Raw genomic sequence first — 18,878 nt, forward strand, 5'->3', positions numbered from 1 at the left:
CCCCCTGGGGCGGGGGAACGCCCCGGCACGATCCACCTGGATCGTGCCGGGGCGCCTCCGTCCGTGGGTCAGAGCGTGCCCTCGCGGCGGGCGCGGGTGACACCGAACGCGGCGAGCCCGGCCGCGAGGAGACCGCCGAGACCCATCAGGGCGAGGACCCCGGTCCGCGTGCGGTTGCCGCCACCGGTGCCGCCGGCGGCCGTCTCGGTGGTGGGCGCGGCGGCGGTACCGTCGGGGAGGCCGAGCAGATCGCCGAAGCTACCGGCCGTGCCGTGCTGCTGGCCGGCGGTCGCGGGCTGTGCGGTGTCGCGGCTCTTCTCGTTGCCGGTGGCCTTGCCGGTGGCCTTGCCGGTGGCGTTGTTCCGGTGCGCGGAGTCTTCGGCGGTCCGCGCGGGCGGGCCGGCCGGGTCGCGGCGGGTGAGGTCCGGGGCGACGATCTTCACGCCCGACCGGGCCTGGGCGGGCCGGGCGTCCACCGACGGCGGGGCTGCCGGGCTGGCTTGGGCTGCCGGGCTGGCCGGGCTTGCCTGGGCTGCCGGGCTGGACAGGGCGGTGCCGGCGGCGTTGAGCGCCGCCGGGGCGGACGTCTCGCTGGGCTTGGAGACGCCGGCGCCGGGGACCCCGACCGCGCGGACGACGAACGTGTAGGTGGTGCCCGCCGCCAGGCCCTTCACGGTGCAGCTGGTCGCGGCGTTGGTCGGCGTCCGGCAGGTCCTGGACCTGTCCTCGGCGGCGGTCGCCTCGAAGTGGTCGACGATGCCGGTCGCGCTGACGTCGACGCTCCACGACACCGTCAGCGCCGACGGGCCCGACACGGTGACGGTGACCGCCTTCGGCGGAGCCGGCGGCCCGACCGACACCGGGGCCATCGGCGCCACCGAGTTGTTCGGGTCGGTCGAGCTCGCGGTCCCCGGACCGCCCACCGGCGATCCGCTTGCCGACCCGCTTGCCGACCCGCTTGCCGACCCGCTTGCCGACCCGCCTGCTGAGCCGGTCGCCGAGCCTGTTGCCGCGCCGGTCGTGGGGTTGGTCGCCGGGTCGGTGGCGGCGGCCGGTGGGGTGGTGGAGGCGATCATGCCGTCGGAGGCGGGCGGGTTCGCCGCGGGCGCCTTGTGCGGGGCCTTCCACGTGGCCTTCGGCTTGGCCTTGGCGACGACCTTGTTCCGGGCGGCGACCTGGGCGTTCATCTTGGCCTTGGCCTTGGCCTTGGCCTTGGCCTTGGCCTTGGCCTTCGCCTTCGCCTTCGCCTTCGCCTTCGCCTTGCTCGTCTTGCTGGCCTTGGCGTCGGGCTTGGCGTCGGGCTTGACGTCCGCCTTGGCGTCGGCCTTGGGGCGGGCGGGTGACTTGCCGGCCTTGCGGTCGTTGGACTGCCGTTCGCCGTCCGCCGCGTGTACGCCGTGCGTCCGCACCGTCGGGCCGCCGTCCGGGCTGGGACGGTTGTACGCGAACGCCGTGCCGCCGGTCGCCCCGACGACGACGATGCCGGCGGCCGCGAGGGCGAGACCCGCCCGGACGGCTCGCCCGGGCCCGAGGAGGCCGCGGCGGGCGGGGCGCGGGACGGATCTGGTCAGCACGGGAATCGGTCCCCCTCGGGAGCATTCTGGACAATCACCTACTTACAGCAATGTAGTAGTTACTCAACGTGTCTGGGATGCATTCGCTCCTGCTGGTGCCAGAGTGAAAGGATCCGTGCCGATCGGGGTCACCATCGGGTAAAGGACGCAACCCGGGTCCGGTGCCGGAGGTCAGAGCCGGCATGAGACGCATCGGGCTGGCCATCGTCGTCGTCCTCGCCGGCTGCGGCGGCACCCCGCAGGCCCCGGCGGTGACCGCACCGTCCTCCGGCAACGCCGCGCAGGCGGCGCCGAGCCCGACCGACCGGCGCTGCGCGGACCCGGAGCTCAACGACAAGCAGGTCGCGTTCCCCGGCACCGGCGGCCACCTGACCGGCGTGCTCCTCGGCACGGGCGGCACGGTGCTCGTCCTGGCGCCGCAGGCGAGCGCCGACGCGTGCTCCTGGCTGTCCTGGGCCAAGCAGGAGGCCGCCGCCGGCTACCGGGTCCTGGCCTTCGACTTCTCCGGGGAAGGCCGCTCCCAGCGCGGCACCGGCACCGCGCCCTCCGGCGACGTGCTGTCGGCGGTGGCGTACACGCGGACCCTCCAGGGCGTGCAGCGGATCGTCCTCGTCGGTGCCTCCCGCGGCGGCACCGCCGTCCTCGTCGCGGCCGCCGCCGCCACCCCGCCGGTCACCGCCGTGGTGAGCCTGTCGGCGCCCGACACCTACGCGGGGGAGAACGCCGCCGCCGCGGTGCCGAAGATCGCGGCGCCGGTGCTGTTCGTCGCCGCGACCGGCGAGTCGTCGTTCGCGGCCGCGGCCCAGACGATGTACGACGCCACCACCGACCCGCGCCGCCGCATCGCCCTCGTCCCGGGCAGCCTGCACGGCACGTCACTGCTCACCATCGCCGCCGACGGCGCCCCGGAGGCGGCGAAGGCGGTCAGCGACTTCCTGACGGCCAACGCCGCCGCGTAGCCACGACGGCGGTCAGCGACTTCCTGACGGCCAACGCCGCCGCGTAGCCACGACGGCGGTCAGCGACCTTCTGACGGCGACCGCCGCCGTGCGGCCACGGCGGCGGTCAGCGACTGGAAGCGGCGCTCGCCCACCGGCACGACGTGGAAGTCGACGACGTCGAATCGGCGGCGGGCGAAAGCGAGGAGCTCCTCGTCGCCGCGCCACGAGAAGAACCGCGGCGGCTCGTGCTCGTCGTCCTCCACGTGCCCCTCGCCGGGCGCGGGACCCGCCCACACGCCGGCGAAGAGCAGCCCACCGGGGCGCAGCACCGCCGCGACCGCGTCCAGGACCGCCGGCAGGTCCCGGTTCGGCACGTGCAGCAGGCAGTTCATCGTGTACACGGCGTCGAACGAGCCGCCGGGGAAGCCGAGCGACAGGACGTCCCGCACGTGCGCGTCGAGGCCCTTCGCCCGGCAGTACGCCACCATCGCCGGGGACAGGTCGACGGCGACGACGTCGAGGCCCTGCCCCTGGAAGAACACGCTGTCCTGGCCGGTGCCGGCGCCGACCTCCAGCAGGCGCGCGCCGGTGGGCAGGCGGCCGGCGAACGCGGCCCGCTCGGCGACCTTCCACGGCACGGCGGCGAGGCCGTCACGCCAGCCGGCCGCCCCGTCGTAGGCGGCGCGCAGCGGGCCGAGGACGTCGCGGTACCGCATCATGCCATTGTGTCCCGGACGGGCGGGATCGGTTGCCCCATGTGGCTTGGGACAGTGGCCCGGCACGCTCACCGCCATGGACAACGTCATCGCACAGACCCGCATCCGGCCCCGGCGCGCGTGGGCGCTCACCGGCGCCGCCGGCGGGCTCGCCGGGTTCACCGGCCTCTTCCTCGGATCCAACCTCACCGCCGATGTCGACGGCAGCGCAGAAGGTCTCAAGGACAACGCCTCGCTCGTGGCGGCGATCGTCGCGCACCGGGACCTCGTCTGGGTGTACCAGGTCAGCAGCGTGATCGCGGCGGCGTGCCTGATCGTGTTCGCCGCCGGGCTGCGCCGCCACCTCGCCGTGCAGGAGCCCGCCGGCAGTCTCGTGCCGGGGGTCGCGGCCGCCGGCGTCGGGCTCGCCGCCGTGGCCGCGTTCGTCGGCGGCGGCCTGTGCACCGAGCTGTACTGGGCGCTCGGCGAACCCGACCGCTGGGACCCCGACACGATCGCGGCCATGGTCGAGATCTACAACACGATCGCCTGGCTGTGGGCGGGTGCCGGGCTCGCCGCCGCCGCGGTCGCCGCCGGCGGGTTCCGGCACGGGTCGGTGAGCCGCTGGCTGGCCGGCGTCAGCGTCGTGCTCGCGGTGCTCGTCGCCGCCACGCAGGCGTTCCCGGCGCAGTACGCGGCGCTGTTCCCCGCCGCACTGTGGGTGGTCGTCGCCGGACTGGGGCTCGGCGTGGGCGGGACAATGTCCCGGGACGCCGGGACACCCTGATCGCTAGGGTCTGAGGCGATGCACCGCGCAGCGTGGGCCACCCTTGCCGTCGCCGGTGCGGCGGGCTGGCTGGCCATCGGCAACGGCGCACCGCCGGCCGGCGTCAGCCACCTGCTGTCCGTCGCCGCCTGCGCGGTCGCCGGCGGGCTGGTGCTGCGGCGGCGGCCGGCCAACCCGCTCGGCCGGCTCCTGCTGCTCGGCGCCGCGTGCTTCGTGCTCCTGGAGGCGTTCGGCCAGTACGCGATCCGCGGCCTGCCCGGCGCGACCGCGGCGGCGTGGCCGCAGACCTGGCTGTGGGTGCCGGCGAACCTCGCCCTCGCCGCGCTGCCCGCGTTCTTCCCGTCCGGCCGGCCCGGGCGGTGGATGACGCGGGCGCTGTGGGGCGTCGCCGGGCTCGGCGCGGCCGCCGCCGTCGCCGGGGCGCTGCGGCCGGGGCACAACGACCAGGTCGGCCCCGACGGGCTGGCCAACCCCCTCGGCGTCGCCGGGTTCACCGGCGTCGCGGACGTCACCGAGGCGGCGTTCACCGTCAGCGCCGGGCTGCTGTTCGTCGCCGGCGCGGCCGGGGTCGTCGGGGCGGCCGCCACCGCCACCGGGGTCCGGCGGGCGCAGGCGCGGTGGCTCGCGTACTCGATCGGGCTCGTCGCGCTCGTCGTCGTCGGCCGGCTCGCCGCCGGGCTCACCGACGCGGACCCGGACCGGGTCTGGCCCGCCGAGGCCGGCTGGTGGGATCTCGCCGGCAGCGTCTCCCTCGCGTGCATCCCCGCCGGGATCGGCGTCGCCGTGCTGCGCCACCGGCTGTTCGACATCGACCTGCTGATCAGCCGGACCGCCGTGTTCGTCGTGCTGACCGGTGGGGTCGGCTGCGCGTACCTCGTCATCGTCGGCTGGCTGGGCGCCTCCTCGGTGGTCGCCGCGGTCGCCGCCGCCCTCGTCTTCGGCACGGCCAGGCAGCAGGTGCAGCGGCGCGTCAACCTGCTGGTGTACGGCGAACGCGACGACCCCTACACGGTCCTCGCCCGGCTCGGTGAGCGGCTCACCCAGGTCCAGGACCCCCTCGCCGTCCTCGCCACGAGCACCGCCACCGTCCGGGAGGCGTTGCAGCTGTCGTACATCCGCATCGACACCGACGACGGCCGCTCCTACGAGCTCGGCAACCGGCCACCGGCCCCGGTCGAGCTGCCGCTCGTCGCCGGTGGGGTCACCGTCGGCGCGCTGCTCATCGGCCCGCGCCCCGGCGAGGCGGCGCTCGGCCCGCGGGACCTGCGGCTGCTCACCGACGTCGCCCGGCACATCGGCCCGGCCGTGCAGGCGGGGCGCTTCGCCGCGGACCTGCAACGCTCCCGCGAGCAGCTCGTGCAGGCCCGCGAGGAGGAGCGCCGGCGGCTGCGCCGCGACCTGCACGACGGTCTCGGCCCGACCCTCGCCGGCCTGACGATGCGCGCCGAGGCGGCCCTCGCGATCGGCGCTTCCGGGGCGGCGCAGACCCTGCTCGAGGAGATCGTCCGGGACGCGGAGACCGCGGTCGCCGACGTGCGGCGGCTCGTGGAGGGGCTGCGGCCGCCGGCCCTGGACACGCTCGGGCTGCCCGGTGCCCTGACCGCCCACCTCGCCGGGTGGCCGCCCGGCGGGCCGCAGGTCGGCGTCGACGCGGTCGCGGAGCTGCCGGCGCTGCCCGCCGCGGTGGAGGTCGCCGCGTACCGCATCGCCGTCGAGGCCCTCGCCAACGCCCGGCGGCACGCGGGCGCGACCTCGGTCCGGCTAGGGTTGCGGCTGGACGGCGGCCGGCTGCGGGTGTCGGTCACCGACGACGGCCGGGCCGCGGTCGCCGCCGCCGGCGAAGGGGTGGGCATCCACTCGATGCGGGAGCGCGCCGCCGAGCTGGGCGGCACCCTCGACATCGCCTCGACCGCCGCGGGCACCACCGTCACCGCGCGGCTGCCGCTGGGACCGCCGCAGGAGGAGCCGTGACCGTACGGGTGCTGATCGTCGACGACCACGCGCACTTCCGGGCCGGGCTGCGGGCGCTGCTCGCCACCACCGGCGAGGTCGAGGTCTGCGGCGAGGCGGCCAGCGGCGAGGAGGCGCTGACCGCCCTCGCCCGCGCGCAGCCCGACGTCGTCCTGCTCGACCTGGCGATGCCCGGCATGGGCGGGATCGCCGCCACCCGGCGCATCCTGGAGACCAACCCGCACATCCGGGTGCTCGTGCTGAGCATGGCGGACGACGACGACTCGGTGTTCGCCGCCCTGCGCGCCGGCGCCCGGGGGTACGTGCTGAAGGGCGCCAGGCGCGTCGAGATCATCCGGGCGGTCCGGGTCGTCGCCGACGGCGAGGCGATCTTCGGCCCGGCGATCGCGACCCGGCTCATGGGGTACTTCACCAACGTCGACCGCGACCCGCCCGCGCCGAGCATCCCCGGACTCACGTCCCGGGAGCAGGAGATCCTCACGTTCGTCGCGCAGCACCTGACGAACCCGCAGATCGCCGCCCGGCTCGGCCTGAGCCAGAAGACGGTCCGCAACCACGTCTCCAACATCTTCGCGAAGCTGCAGGTCGCCGACCGGTCACAGGCCATCGACCTGGCACGCGAGGCCGGTCTCGGCTGACCTCAGGGCTCGTCGATTCTCAAGATCGGCGGGTGGTGGCGCCGGTAGGCTCGCTGGTGCCGGCTCCCTCCCCCTGGTCTGGACCTCGACCCACCACCCCGGAGGTCTTTGAAGCCATGCACACCGCAGCCTCGACCCCGAACGCCAACTACGGCTATCCGGTCCCCGGTCCGCAGCAGCCGACCGGCCAGGCCGTCATGGACAACGTCTTCTTCGTCGGCGCCGACGACTGGGAGCGCATCCGCGCGCAGGAGCGCTTCGACCACATCGTCATCGGCACCGGCCACTGCGGTCTCGCGTTCGCCGAGCAGGTCCTGCAGCGCCGGCCCGACGCCCGGATCCTGATGCTGGAGCGCGGGACGTTCTTCCTCGCCGAGCACTTCCAGAACCTGCCGCTGCCGTACGAGCAGACCCTCGGCGGACTGTCGGAGACGTTCCCGTGGACGCTCTCGTCCCGCACCGTCAACGGCAAGCACATCCGCTGGCAGCACGGCATGGTGCCGTTCGTCGGCGGCCGGTCCATCATGTGGAGCGCATGGTGCCCACGGCCGACGGAGGCGGAGATGGCCGGCTGGCCACGGCCGGTCATCGACGTCGCCCACGAGTACTTCGGGTCCGCGGAACGCCTCCTCAACGTGGTGTCCGCGAACGACATCGACAGCGGCCCGACGGCACCGCCGCCCGGCTCCCGGCCCGTCTTCGGCGTGCTGCAGCACCGGCTCACCGAGCGGCTCGGCGCGGAGCTCGGCCGGATCCCGGCCGCGACCCGGGTCATGGCCGCGCCCTTGGCGGTCGGCGCGCCGCAGCTGCACGGGCTGGACTTCGACAAGTTCGCCACGCCCGGGCCGCTGCTCGGGCTGGTCGACAAGCAGCGCAAGCTCGCCGTCGAGGGGCACGGCAGCCCGCTGCACATCCTCACCGACTGCACCGTGCGGCGGGTCGTCTCGCAGGACGGCCGGGCCACCGCCCTCGACACCAGCCGCGGCATGATCACCGTCGGCGACGCCGACGTCGTCCTCGCCATGGGCACGCTGCCGCCGACGACGCTGCTGCTCAACTCGTTCCCGCAGCTGCAACGGGCCGGGGAGCGCTTCACCGCGCACTTCATCAGCGCCGTCGTCGCCCGGGTCCCGCGGCAGGACTTCCCGTACGCCGACGAGATCGGCGACCTGGAGCTCGGCGCCATCTACCTGGCCGGCCTCGACGAGGGCAGCCAGGGCCAGTTCCACGTGCAGCTGACCGTCCTCGCCGACCGGGACCCGCAGAAGAACGCGCAGACCGCGGCCCGGCACATGCCGGACGTCGTCGCGACCGCCACGCCCGAGCAGCTGCGATCGTCCACCGAGCACGTGGTGTTCGTGTGCGCGGTCCTCGGCGAGCTCGACGCCGACAACCCCGACAACTGGCTGCACCGGCACCCCGACGGCCCCAACGCCGCCGACCCCACCACCAACGTGCTGCTGCAGGTCGTGCAGAACGACCGGGACGGCTCCACGTGGGACACGATGGACAGGGCGACGTTCGCGATGCTGGAGGAGGTCCTGTCGGCGAAGGGCCCCGGCCGCGTCGAGTACTGGCACGTCGACCCCGACGGCCGGCACGGCCGCTGGCTGCCGCAACGACCGTCCACGGAACAGATCCGGGTCCCGGCGCTGGTCCACGAGGGCTCCACGCTGTGGATCGGCGAGCACGACGACGCGCCCGTCGGCCTGGACTACCGCCCCCGCGGCGTCGACAACGTCTACGTCACCGGCGGGTCGCTGTGGCCGCGCAGCGGGTCGTGGAACCCGACGATGACGATGGTCGCGCTCGCCCAGCACCTCGCGGACCTGCGCACCGACGAGGCGAAGAACCGGGCCCGCGACCCTTACGGCTCCCTCGAACAACGGCACACCCCGTACACGATGAGCTGAGACCCTTATCCTGCAACGGTGAACTGGCTCGATGTCATCGGATGGGCCGGGTCGGCGGTGCTCGTCTGGTCGCTGTCCCAGGCAAGGCTCCTGCGCCTGCGCATCCTCAACCTCATCGGGTCCGTCATCCTGGTCGCCTACAACGCCGCGTTGAGCGTCTGGCCGATGGTCGGCCTCAACGCGGCGATGACCGGGATCAACGCCTGGCACCTGTACCGGATGCACAGGACCCGGCACGACGAGGCGACCTACACCGTCGTGCAGGTCGGCACCGACGACACGTTCCTCGCCCACGTGCTGCGCGTGCACTGGGCGGACCTGGCGAAGTTCAACCCGTCGTTCAGCTTCGATGACGCCCCCGGCCGCGCCGCGTTCCTGATCACCCGCGGCGACGAGGTCGTCGGCGTCCTCATCCTGCGGCCCGAGTCCCCGGGCGTGGCGCAGATCGAGCTCGACTACGTCACGCAACGCTTCCGCGACGTCAGCCCCGGCGAGTTCGTCTTCCGCAGCAGCGGCCTGCTCACCGCGCTCGGCTACCGCCGCGTCCTCACCCCGCCGGGCATGGTCGCCCCGTACTACGGCCGCCTCGGCTTCCAGCGCTCGGGCGACCACTACGAACTGGAGATCGTCGACTAGCCTTCCACCCGACGCGATCGGGGGAGGACGTCTGCATGATCGCCGCACGGGCACGAGCGGCCGTGGCGCTGCTCATCGGGTTCTACGCGATGGTCCTGGTGCTGCTGGCCGGGCTCCTCGTCGCCGGGCTCCTCGCGCTGCGGTGGTCGTCGTTGCTCTTCTGCCTCGCGTTCGCCGTCGACCTGGGCATCCTCTTCGCGGCGACGCGGGTGCTCGTGGCCCGGCCGCCGTCGCCGACCGGGGTGCGGCTCACCGAGACCCGGGCGCCCGAGCTGTGGCGGATCGTGCGCGCCCTCGGCGGCCGCGCACCGGACGAGATCCGCCTCGTGGCGACACCGAAGGTCAGGACCGTCGAGGAGGCCGGGCTGCTCGGCCTGCGCGGCGGCTGGCTCACCCTGGAGCTCGGCGCGCCGCTGCTCACCGCGACGACCGTCACCGAGCTCACCGCGACGATCGGCCACGAGCTGAGCCGCCGCACCCGCCACCGGGGCGCTGTCGCCGTCGCCCACCGCGGCCGGGTCATCGTCGACGACATCGCCGCCGTGCGGCCCCTCTTCCTGGTGTTCGCCAGGCTGTACAGCCGGATCGCCGCCCCGATCGACCAGCTGCTGGACCGCGAGGCCGACGCGGCGCTCGCCGCCCTCGCCGGGAGCGCCGCCGCGGGCACGCTGCGCCGCACCGCCTCGGTGGAGGAGTCCTGGCGGGAGTACCAGGACTTCGTCGCCCCGCTGCGCGACCGCGGCTACGTGCCGGCGGACATGTTCGACGGCTTCGCGGCGTTCACCGCGGCCCGCGCCGCACCGCCGCTGCCCGCTCGCGTCCTCGACCGGATCGCCGCGCTCCCGCCGTCCTCCGCCACCGTCGCCGCGGACACCCGCCCGGCCCGGGACCTGATCAGCGAGGACCGCGACGAGGTGCTCCACCGGCTCGAGGCCGGCGCCTTCCAGGACACGGGCTACCGCGTCATGCCGTGGCCGCAGCTGTCCGCCCAGGCCGCCACGAACGCCGCCCAACTGGCCGCCAACCGCCTCCTGGAGCCGGCCGCCGGCGACCTCGACACCGTCCTGCGCCTGTTCTTCGAAGGGCGCCCGCCACTGGCCACCGGCCTGCCCGAGGCCCTGCGCGGTCTCATCGCCGTCACCCTGCTGAACACCGGCGCCGCCACCTGGCGCCACTCATGGGCCGGCCCGCCCGACCTCGTCGACCACACCGGCCGCCCGGTCCCGCTCGACACCCTCGCCGCCCAGGGCCTCGACCCCACCACCGTCCCCGCGCTGGCCATCGCCCTGGCCGGCGCCTGACCCCGCGCCCCGCGCGTCGGCGAGCTCCTGTGCGGAGCTGACCGTGAACGGGTGCTCGTCACCGAACGCCTCCCGTCGCCGCCGCAGCACGTCCTCGAAGATGCGGATCGCGTCCTCGTGGCGTCCGGTCGCCAGACAGGCACGGGCCAGGCAGCTCGTCGTGGTGAGGGTGTCGGGGTGCAGGTCGCCCAACGCGCGCCGGTAGTCGGCGACGAGCTGCTCGTGCCGCTGGACGACACCGGCCCCGCCGAGGCGGAGCTCGATGCGGAGCAGCGTGTTGCGGCACGCGAGGGTGTCGTCGTCGTCCTCGCCCTTGACCCGCCGCAGCACGGTGAGCGCCTCCCTGGCCAGGTCCGCCGCCTCGGCCAGCCGACCGCCGTCGTCCAGCGCGTTGACCAGGTTGCCCTGCGCCGCGAACGTGTCCTCATGGTCCGGGCCCAGGACCCGCAGCCGGACGGCCAGCACCTCCCGATGCATCGCGATCGCCTCGTCGGCCCGGCCCGCGTACTGGTACGCGTACGCGACACCGATCATCGTCTGCAACGCCTCCGGCCCGTCGGTGCCGCCGGCCGCGGCGAGGGTCGCCTCCAACAGGCCGATGGCCTCGTCGAGTCGCCCGGTCATCTGGTACGCACCGGCCAGGCCGCGCCGTGACCGCAACACGAGCGGGTCGGCGCCGCCGAGCGTCGCGAGCCGCCCTTCCAGGATCTGTTCGAACATGCCGACCGCGTCGTAAGCCCGGCCGTTGAACAGCCGGAACGTGGCGCCCTCCTCGGCGAGCTGATGCAGTCGCGGGCTTCTGTCCCGGACAGGGACGTGGGACAGCAACGCATCCAGGTGCGGCAGCAGGTCGGTCCAGCGCCGCCGGCCGTCCGCGTCGTTGACCGACTCCGCAGGGACCGCGGCCGCCAGCAGCGAGACGGCGCGGTCGGCGACGGCCGGGTTGCGGCCCCAGTCGGCGGCTCTGGTCGTGGCCTGCACCAGCCGGTGGATGCTCACCCGGTCGGCGGCCACCGACACCAGGCTGTAGGACGCGAGCGCCGCGACGGCGTCGCCGACATCGGCGGGATCGGCGGCGATCGGGGTGAGGACGCCGAGCGGCAGCCCGTCCGGTCCGAGTGACGACAGCACGGCGAGGACGGTGCGGGCGAGGCCGGACCGCCCGGCGACCGCGCTGGTGCTCACGTCCCAGACGGCGAGGATCGAGCGACGTTCGTCGCCCTGATGCGCGGCAACCCGGTCGAACCGTGTCGCCAGCAGGGTGCGGTACCCCCGCAGCGTCAGGCCGTGGTGTTGTGTGACGTACGCGGCCGCCTGCTCCAACGCGAGGGGAAGGTCGCCGAGGTCGGCGGCGAGCCCGTCCGCGTCTGCCTCGTCGTCCGTCAGGCGGCGGAGCAGCTCGACGCTCGCGGCGCGGTCCAGGACGCCGAGCGGAGAACGGGCGAGGCCCGCACGTCGCCAGATCGCGGTGCCGAAGTCGCGGCGCGTGGTGAGCAGGAGGTGGCCACGGCGGCCCGCGTGCCCGAGGAACCGCTCGACATCGGCGAGGCGCTCGACGTTGTCCAGGATGAGCAGCCAGCCGGAGTTCGCCTGCAGCCAGCCCATGGCCCAGGCGGGTGCCTCGGCGAGCGCCGCGGCGGGATGTAGCCGGCGGGTCAGGTCGGCCAGACCCGCCTCGACGTTCGGGGCGGTGTCGGCGGTGACCCACCACACCAGGCTGTAGTGGCCGAGCATGCCGGCCGCGTACTGCAGGGCGAGCTCGGACTTGCCGACACCGCCGAGGCCGTGGATCGCCGCGGCGCCCTGCTCGTCGAGCAGGCGGCGCAGCGCCGGCAGGTCCCGTCCGACGAAGACGGCGGCAGGGGCGGCGAGGTTGTGGACCGCTGTGCCGTCGCCGACCCGCTGCACCGGCAGGGTCGACGCGTCGACGAAGACGTTCTGCTGGACGTTGCCGTCACCGACCTGGACTCCCGAACCGCTGACCTGCACGGCGGGCGGGTCAGGACTCGCGGGGGGCGGGGAGGCCGGCGGCGTCGGCGGCCTGGCGGGCGTGGCCGTCGAAGAGGGCGTCGCGGCCCGCCTCGTCGATCCAGTCGAAGTGGCCGAAGGCCTCCAGGGCGGCGAAGCCGTGCAGGGACGACCAGGCGTGCAGCATCGCCTGGAAGGTCTCGGGGGAGACGGGGACGCCGGTCTGCTGGTGTTTCTGCTCGGCGCAGGCGGCGATCGCGGGGTGCACGTCGCGCAGGCGGGGGCGGCCGAGCACGCCCTGGGCCTGGGCCTCGAGGAAGAGCGACGACAGCTGTGCCATGGCGCGCTGGGCGGCCTCGGTGGTGGGGCCGTCGACCGGGGCGTGGTAGCCGGCCACGGGCAGGCCGAGGATCAGCGCGAACTGCTGCGGCTCCTGCCGCGCCCACCGCCGGTAGGAGCGGGAGACGGCCATGAAGCGCCCGCCGACGTCGTCGGCGGGGACGGCGTCGCGGGCCTCGGCGACGCAGCGGCCGAGGTCGTTGTAGGCGTCGGCGATGAGGACGCTGAGCAGCTCGTCACGGTCGGCGAAGTAGCGGTACAGCGCGGGCGGGGTCATCTGCATGGCCCTGGCGATGTCGGCGAAGCGGATGTCGACGGTGCCCTGCTCCCGCATGTGTTTCAGGGCGGTGAGCTTGATCTCGTCGATGGTCGCCGCGCGCGCCTTCTCCCGCCTGGGTGTGGTGTTCATGCGTCCTCCCGATGACCGTTGCGTTAAGCATCGTTACAGAAGTGAAGGTGCTTGACAAGTGACGTGCCGTCGTGTTGGTTAATAGTCGTAACGCTACTGATGCCCATTCACGGCTGAGCCAAAACCTGAGGCAGGAACCATGACCGACCTCCCAAGCCCCGCGCTCGGACCGCTCGGGCGGCTCGCCCGGGTGACGTACCGGCGCCGCGGCCGGACCGTCGTCGCGTGGGCCGTCGCGCTCGTCGCGGCCTTCGCGCTCTCCTCGTTCTTCGGCGGCGAGTTCGCCGCCGACTACTCCGCGCCCGGATCCGACTCCAAGGCCGCGACGCAGCTGCTCGAAGAGCGTTTCACCAGCCAGTCCGGCGCGACCGTCACCGTCGTCGTCCGCGCCGACAACGGCGTCGAGGGCGCGAAGGCCGACGTCCAGGCGCTGCTGGCGAAGCTCGCCGCGGCCCCGCACGTCGCGGGCGTCGCCGACCCGTTCGCCGCGCCCGGCGGGATCTCCGCCGACGGCCGCACCGCGGTCGCCGACCTGCGCCTCGACGTCGTCAACCCGGACGACATGCCGGTCGAGGACAGCCAGCGCCTGATGGACCTGGCGAGCGAGGCCGGCCGGGACGGGCTGACGTTCGCGCTCGGCGGGCAGAGCATCCAGCGCGCCGAGCAGGGCGAGATCGGCTCGGAGGGCATCGGCCTCGCCGCCGCCATCATCATCCTGCTGCTCATGTTCGGCTCCGTGGTCGCCGCCGGCCTGCCGGTCGTCGTCGCCGTCGCCGGGCTCGCCGTCAGCGCCACGCTCACCGGGGTCCTGATCCGCTTCGTCGACGCGCCCGACTGGTCCACGTCCCTCGCGACGATGATGGGCATCGGTATCGGCATCGACTACGTGCTGCTGATGGTCACCCGCTTCCGCGAGTGGCGGGCCGCCGGGCTCGAGCCGGAGGCGGCGACCGTCGCGACCCTCGACACCGCCGGCCGCTCGGTCATGGTCGCCGGCAGCACCGTCATCGTCAGCATGCTCGGCCTGTTCGCGATGGGTCTGTCGTTCATGCGCGGCGCCGCGCTCGTCACCATCCTCGGCGTCCTCGTCACCCTCGTCGCCAGCGTCACGCTCTTCCCGGCGCTGCTCGGGTACCTCGGCAGGCACGTCGACCGGCTGCGCCTCCCGCTGGGCAAGGGCGCCACGGTGACCGTCGCGGCCGGTGGGCACGTCGAGCCGGGCCGTGGCTGGCTGCGCTGGAGCGGCCTGGTCCAGCGGCACCGCTTCGTCTCCGCGCTGCTCGGCGTGGTGATCCTGCTCGCGCTCGCCGCGCCGTTCCTCGGTGTCAGGTTCGGCTTCCCCGACGCGGGCAACAACCGCGCCGAGACCACGACCCGGCAGGCGTACGACATGGTCGCCGAGGGCTTCGGCGCCGGTGCCAACGGCCCGCTGGTCCTCGCCGTCGAGCTGCCCCGCGCCGGGGACCGCGCCGCCCTGGACAAGCTCGCCGCCGCGCTGCCTGGCGTCGACGGCGTGGCCGCGGCGATGCCCGCGCAGGTCAACCAGGACGGCACCACCGCCGTCGTCACCGTCCTGCCGCGCACCGGCCCGCAGGACGCCCGCACCGAGGACCTCGTCGAGCGGCTCCGCGAGATTCTGCCGCAGACCCTCGCCGGGACCGGCGCGACCGTCCACGTCGGCGGCATGACCGCCACCGCCATCGACAGCACCGCCAACATCGCCCGGCGGATCCCGCTGCTCATCGGCGGTGTGGTGATCCTGTCCATGCTGCTGCTCCTGGTGTCGTTCCGCAGCGTCGCGGTGGCCCTGAAGGCCGCGGTCATGAACCTGCTGTCGGTTGCCGCGGCGTACGGCGTGGTCGCCCTCGTCCTGCAGGGCGGCTGGGCCGGCCGGCTGGTCGGCATCGACACCGAGACGCCGCTGCCGGCGTTCGTCCCGGTCCTGATGTTCGCGGTCCTGTTCGGCCTGTCGATGGACTACGAGGTGTTCCTCGTCAGCCGGATGCGTGAGGTCTGGACCCGCACCGGCGACAACGGCCGCGCGGTCACCGACGGCCTGGCCGGCACCGCCCGCGTCATCACCGCCGCGGCCGCCATCATGATCGCCGTGTTCGCGGCGTTCATCCCGAGCCCCGACCTGGTCCTGAAGGTCATCGGCGTGGGCATGGCCGCCGCGATCCTGCTCGACGCGACCGTCGTGCGGCTCCTGCTGGTGCCCGCCGTGATGCACATCCTCGGCCGGGCCAACTGGTGGATGCCGGCCTGGCTGGTCCGGGTCCTGCCCGAGCTGCACGTGGAGGGCAAGGCCCAGGACCACCTGCCGGCCGAGCACAAGGAGCTCGTCTCCGCCTGACCGCTGGGTGCCCCCGCGACCCCGTGCCCCGGGGTCGCGGGGGCCTCAGCCTTTGGTGGACCCGAGGGCCAGCCCGGCGATGAACTGTTTCTGCAGGGCGATGTAGACGATGAGGGTGGGGATCGCGGCGATGAGTGCGGCGGCGGCGATCATGTTCTGGTTGGCGACGAATTGGCCTTGGAGGTTGGCGAGGGCTGAGGTGACGGGGCGTTTGTCGCCGGTGGAGATGAGGGTGATGGCCCAGAAGAAGTCGTTGTAGATCCAGGTGGTGAGCAGTGTCGCGAGGGCGGCGAGCGCCGGCCGGCACAACGGCAGGATGAGCCGCCAGTAGCGGGTCCAGACTCCGGCGCCGTCGACGATGGCGGCTTCGTCGAGTTCGTGTGGGAGGGCTTTCATGTAGTTGGAGAGGACGAAGACGCAGAAGCCGAGTTGGAAGGCGATGTTGATGGCGATGAGGCCGAGGTAGGAGTTGTACATGAGTTCGCTCTCGCTGAGCCAGTGCGGGAGCGGGATGGCGAGGTACAGGCGGAACAGCGGCGTGATGATGACCTGTTGCGGCAGCAGGTTCCCGGCGGTGAACAGGACGAGCAGCGCGATGTTCCACCGGAACCGGAGCCTGGACACCACGTAAGCGAACGACGACGCCAGGAACAGGGTCAGCAGCACCGCCGGTACCGTGACGATCAGCGAGTTCACGAAAAAGCGCCACATGTCAGATTGCGTCCACGCGGCGCGGAAGTTGTCCAGCGTCAGCCGGTCCGGCAGTGAGACGTAGCCGTGCGCGTTCGTGTCCGCGATCGGCCGCAGCGCCACGTACAGCGAGAACAGCACCGGCGTGAGCCACAACGCGATCATCGCGATCATGAAGACCTGCGCGAGCACACGGGAGGGTTTCATCGTGGTGCCTCCTCGCCCCGGAATGCCTGGACCAGGAAGATCGTGATCGGGATGAGGGAGATGACGAGGAGGATCACGCCGAGGGTGGAGCCGAAGCCGATCCGTTGGGTCTCGCCGACGATGTTCTGGGTGACGGCGACGGAGAGCAGTTCGAGGCCTTTGAGCGGGTTGCCGCCGGAGGTGATGTAGACGAGGTCGAACGCGCGCAGGGATTCGATGACGGTGACGACCATGACGACGATGTTGATCGGCCGCATGGCGGGGAACACGACCCGCCAGAAGGTCTGCCAGGCTGAAGCGCCGTCCATCAGTGCCGCCTCCCGCAGTGCTGGGTCGACGGCTTTCAGGCCGGCCAGGTAGAGGATCATGACGTAGCCGGCCTGCCGCCAGCTCGCCTCGACCAGCAACGCCCACAGGTTCAGCGACGGGTTGCCGAGCCAGTCGATGAGGTTGTCGTCGCCGGTACGGCCGAGCACCGAGTTGATGAGGCCGTAGTTGGGGGAGTAGATCAGCTCCCAGATGATCCCGATCAGCGCCAGGGACAGCATCACCGGCAGGAACAGGATGCTCTGGTAGATCCGGGAGCCGCGGATCCCCCGGTCGATGACGACCGCGAACAGCATGCCCAGGGGCGTCGCGAAGCACACGAACACCAGCAGCCAGATGATGTTGTGCTGGACCGCCGGCCAGAAGTCGGGGTAGGTGGTGAACGCCTGCTCGTAGTTGCGCACCCCGTTGAGGCAGCCGGGTTGCGGGATGCCCGGCGCCGACGGCAGCGAGTCGCAGGACTGCAACCGCACCCCGCCGACGCCGGTCCACTTCGTGAACGACAACCCGACCGAGGCCAGCGTCGGCCCCCAGATGAGGGCCGCCTCCAGCAGCAGGGGCACCCCGATCATGGCCGCGACGACGACGCCGTCGCGGCGGGTCAAGGTCCTCACTTGGTGAAGATCGTCTTCGCCTGGTCCTCCGCGCTCTTCAGGATGGAGGTGACCGTGGCCGGGCTCGGGTCGTCGATGAACGTCTGGATCAGCTTGATCATCGCGGTGGCCATGTCGGGGACGGTGTCACGGTCCATGAACTGGGAGACGTTCTTGCACTTGGCGATCTCGGCGACGGACTTCTTCTGGATCTCGTTGTACGTGGGAGCGACGAGGCCGTTGGCGAGGCCGACGTCCCAGTGGTCGTTCTCCAGGAACTTCGTCTCCGCCTCGCCGGTGCCGATGTACTGCAGGACGGTCTTCGCCGCGGCGCTGTTCTTGCCCTTCTTCGGCAGGATGAACCCGTCGGTCGGCGCGTCCATGAAGTCCTGCTTGTAGGCGGGGTTGATCTCCGGGTAGACGAAGAAGTCGAGGTCGGCGAGGTTGCCCGGGGCGTAGTTCGCGGCGACCTGGTTGGAGCCCTGGAACATCATCCCGGCCTGCTTGTTCTCCAGGGTCTTCGCCGCGTCCTGCCAGGTGCGGCCGTTGGCGCCGTTCTGCACGTACGGCATCAGCTCGCGCCACTTGTCGAACACCGCGGCGACCTTCGGGTCGGTCCACGGGACCTCGTGCTTCATCAGGGACATGTGGAAGTCGTAGCCGTTGATCCGCAGGTTCAGGATGTCGAACGTGCCCAGCGCCGGCCAGCCGTCCTTCTCCGCGAACGCGATCGGGATCAGCCCGTCGGTCTTCATCTTCTGGCACAGCGCGACGAACGCGTCCCAGGTGGTCGGCACCTGGTAGCCCTTCGCGGCGAAGACGCTCTTGTTGTAGAAGACGACCCACGGGTAGTTGTACAGCGGCACCAGGTAGTAGTGCCCGTCGATGCCCTTGGAGAGGCTCTTCGCGGCGTCGTTGAAGGTGCCGCCGATCTTCTCCCACACGTCGTCGAGCGGGGTCAGCAGGCCCTGCGCGGCGAAGAACTGCAGCCGGTACCCGGCGAACCAGGTCGCGAGGGAGTCCGGGGTGCCCTGCAGGTAGCTGCTGATGTTGTTCTGGAACGTGTTGTGGTCGGTGGTGTTGACGGTGACCGGCACCTTCGTCGCCGACGTCGCGGCCGCGCACAGCGCCGCGAACGCCTGCTTGGTGGCGTCGTCGGAGTAGTTGGAGCCGAACGTGATCGGGTCGGTCGGGGCGCCGGAGTCGGCGGTCTTCCCGTCGTCGTCATCGCCGCACGCGGCGAGGAGCGTGGGCGTGGTGAGGAGCGCGGACGCGGCGGCGAGACCCTTGAGTGCGCTGCGGCGGGACAGTCGGGCGTCTGGCATGTTCGCCTCCTGGCGGGATCCGGCGAAAAAGCAACAACTTCCAACGCGGATGCTCACAAGCCATCACAGCAAAGCCGGTCGATGTGACAGTTGTCAAGCATCGATCAACATCGCATGATCACGACGTTCAGCCGGGGTTCATCCGGCGTTCACGGCGAATCTGGGTGGCCACTCCCAGCCGGTTCCGAGGTTCGTCCGGTGACCTGTCCCC

Annotated in this window: 14 protein-coding genes; 7 read left to right on the forward strand and 7 right to left on the reverse strand. The window is 72.7% G+C overall.

The genetic code is table 11. The features are described 5' to 3' along the window. Positions 1-68: 68 nt before the first annotated feature. Positions 69-1,574, reverse strand: coding sequence for a fibronectin type III domain-containing protein (locus tag ACZ6TV_RS23370; RefSeq protein WP_465299343.1), 1,506 nt, complete (start codon positions 1,572-1,574; stop codon positions 69-71). 182 nt (positions 1,575-1,756) lie between these two features. Here ACZ6TV_RS23370 and ACZ6TV_RS23375 point away from each other — a divergent pair, with 182 nt between their 5' ends. Continuing rightward, positions 1,757-2,533: an alpha/beta hydrolase family protein gene (locus tag ACZ6TV_RS23375; protein WP_465299344.1), complete on the forward strand. Its 777-nt coding sequence runs from the start codon at positions 1,757-1,759 to the stop codon at positions 2,531-2,533. 59 nt (positions 2,534-2,592) lie between these two features. On the opposite strand, the gene ACZ6TV_RS23380 is transcribed toward ACZ6TV_RS23375, so the two are convergent. Continuing rightward, a complete protein-coding gene (locus tag ACZ6TV_RS23380; RefSeq protein ID WP_465299345.1) occupies positions 2,593-3,231 on the reverse strand; it encodes a class I SAM-dependent methyltransferase in 639 nt (212 codons plus the stop codon). A gap of 76 nt (positions 3,232-3,307) precedes the next feature. Here ACZ6TV_RS23380 and ACZ6TV_RS23385 point away from each other — a divergent pair, with 76 nt between their 5' ends. The 5 genes from ACZ6TV_RS23385 to ACZ6TV_RS23405 all read left to right on the forward strand — a co-directional run bounded on the left by ACZ6TV_RS23385 (position 3,308) and on the right by ACZ6TV_RS23405 (position 9,155). Continuing rightward, positions 3,308-3,997 carry a hypothetical protein gene (locus tag ACZ6TV_RS23385; RefSeq protein WP_465299346.1) on the forward strand — a complete coding sequence of 230 codons (690 nt, stop codon included), beginning with the start codon at positions 3,308-3,310 and terminating at the stop codon, positions 3,995-3,997. Between the two features lie 18 nt (positions 3,998-4,015). Continuing rightward, positions 4,016-5,968, forward strand: coding sequence for a sensor histidine kinase (locus ACZ6TV_RS23390; protein WP_465299347.1), 1,953 nt, complete (start codon positions 4,016-4,018; stop codon positions 5,966-5,968). Then, complete coding sequence (locus ACZ6TV_RS23395) at positions 5,965-6,606, forward strand: response regulator (RefSeq protein WP_465299348.1); 642 nt, start codon at positions 5,965-5,967, stop codon at positions 6,604-6,606. Before ACZ6TV_RS23390 ends, ACZ6TV_RS23395 begins: the two co-directional genes overlap by 4 nt. A gap of 116 nt (positions 6,607-6,722) precedes the next feature. Continuing rightward, entirely contained in the window at positions 6,723-8,519 is a 1,797-nt protein-coding gene (locus ACZ6TV_RS23400) for a GMC oxidoreductase (protein WP_465299349.1), read from the forward strand. 18 nt (positions 8,520-8,537) lie between these two features. After that, positions 8,538-9,155 carry a hypothetical protein gene (locus ACZ6TV_RS23405; RefSeq protein ID WP_465299350.1) on the forward strand — a complete coding sequence of 206 codons (618 nt, stop codon included), beginning with the start codon at positions 8,538-8,540 and terminating at the stop codon, positions 9,153-9,155. A gap of 1,175 nt (positions 9,156-10,330) precedes the next feature. On the opposite strand, the gene ACZ6TV_RS23410 is transcribed toward ACZ6TV_RS23405, so the two are convergent. Then, positions 10,331-12,445, reverse strand: a complete 2,115-nt coding sequence (locus tag ACZ6TV_RS23410) for a tetratricopeptide repeat protein (RefSeq protein ID WP_465299351.1) — start codon at positions 12,443-12,445, stop codon at positions 10,331-10,333. A gap of 10 nt (positions 12,446-12,455) precedes the next feature. Then, entirely contained in the window at positions 12,456-13,172 is a 717-nt protein-coding gene (locus ACZ6TV_RS23415; RefSeq protein WP_465299352.1) for a TetR/AcrR family transcriptional regulator, read from the reverse strand. 139 nt (positions 13,173-13,311) lie between these two features. Between ACZ6TV_RS23415 and ACZ6TV_RS23420 the strand changes: the two genes are divergently transcribed. Next, the gene (locus tag ACZ6TV_RS23420) at positions 13,312-15,525 is read left to right on the forward strand and encodes an MMPL family transporter (RefSeq protein WP_465299353.1); all 2,214 of its coding nucleotides are present in this window, start codon (positions 13,312-13,314) and stop codon (positions 15,523-15,525) included. A gap of 45 nt (positions 15,526-15,570) precedes the next feature. Here the strand turns inward: ACZ6TV_RS23420 and ACZ6TV_RS23425 are convergent, their stop codons facing one another. The 3 genes from ACZ6TV_RS23425 to ACZ6TV_RS23435 are packed head-to-tail and all read right to left on the reverse strand — an operon-like array spanning position 15,571 to position 18,667. Beyond that, on the reverse strand, positions 15,571-16,422 hold the full coding sequence (locus ACZ6TV_RS23425; RefSeq protein ID WP_465299354.1) for a carbohydrate ABC transporter permease: 852 nt from the start codon (positions 16,420-16,422) through the stop codon (positions 15,571-15,573). Further along, positions 16,419-17,363, reverse strand: coding sequence for a carbohydrate ABC transporter permease (locus tag ACZ6TV_RS23430; protein WP_465299355.1), 945 nt, complete (start codon positions 17,361-17,363; stop codon positions 16,419-16,421). The genes ACZ6TV_RS23425 and ACZ6TV_RS23430 overlap by 4 nt, the downstream gene beginning before the upstream one ends. Then, entirely contained in the window at positions 17,360-18,667 is a 1,308-nt protein-coding gene (locus tag ACZ6TV_RS23435; protein ID WP_465299356.1) for an ABC transporter substrate-binding protein, read from the reverse strand. Before ACZ6TV_RS23435 ends, ACZ6TV_RS23430 begins: the two co-directional genes overlap by 4 nt. Positions 18,668-18,878: the final 211 nt, after the last annotated feature.

The organism is Dactylosporangium sp. NPDC051087, from assembly GCF_055586325.1.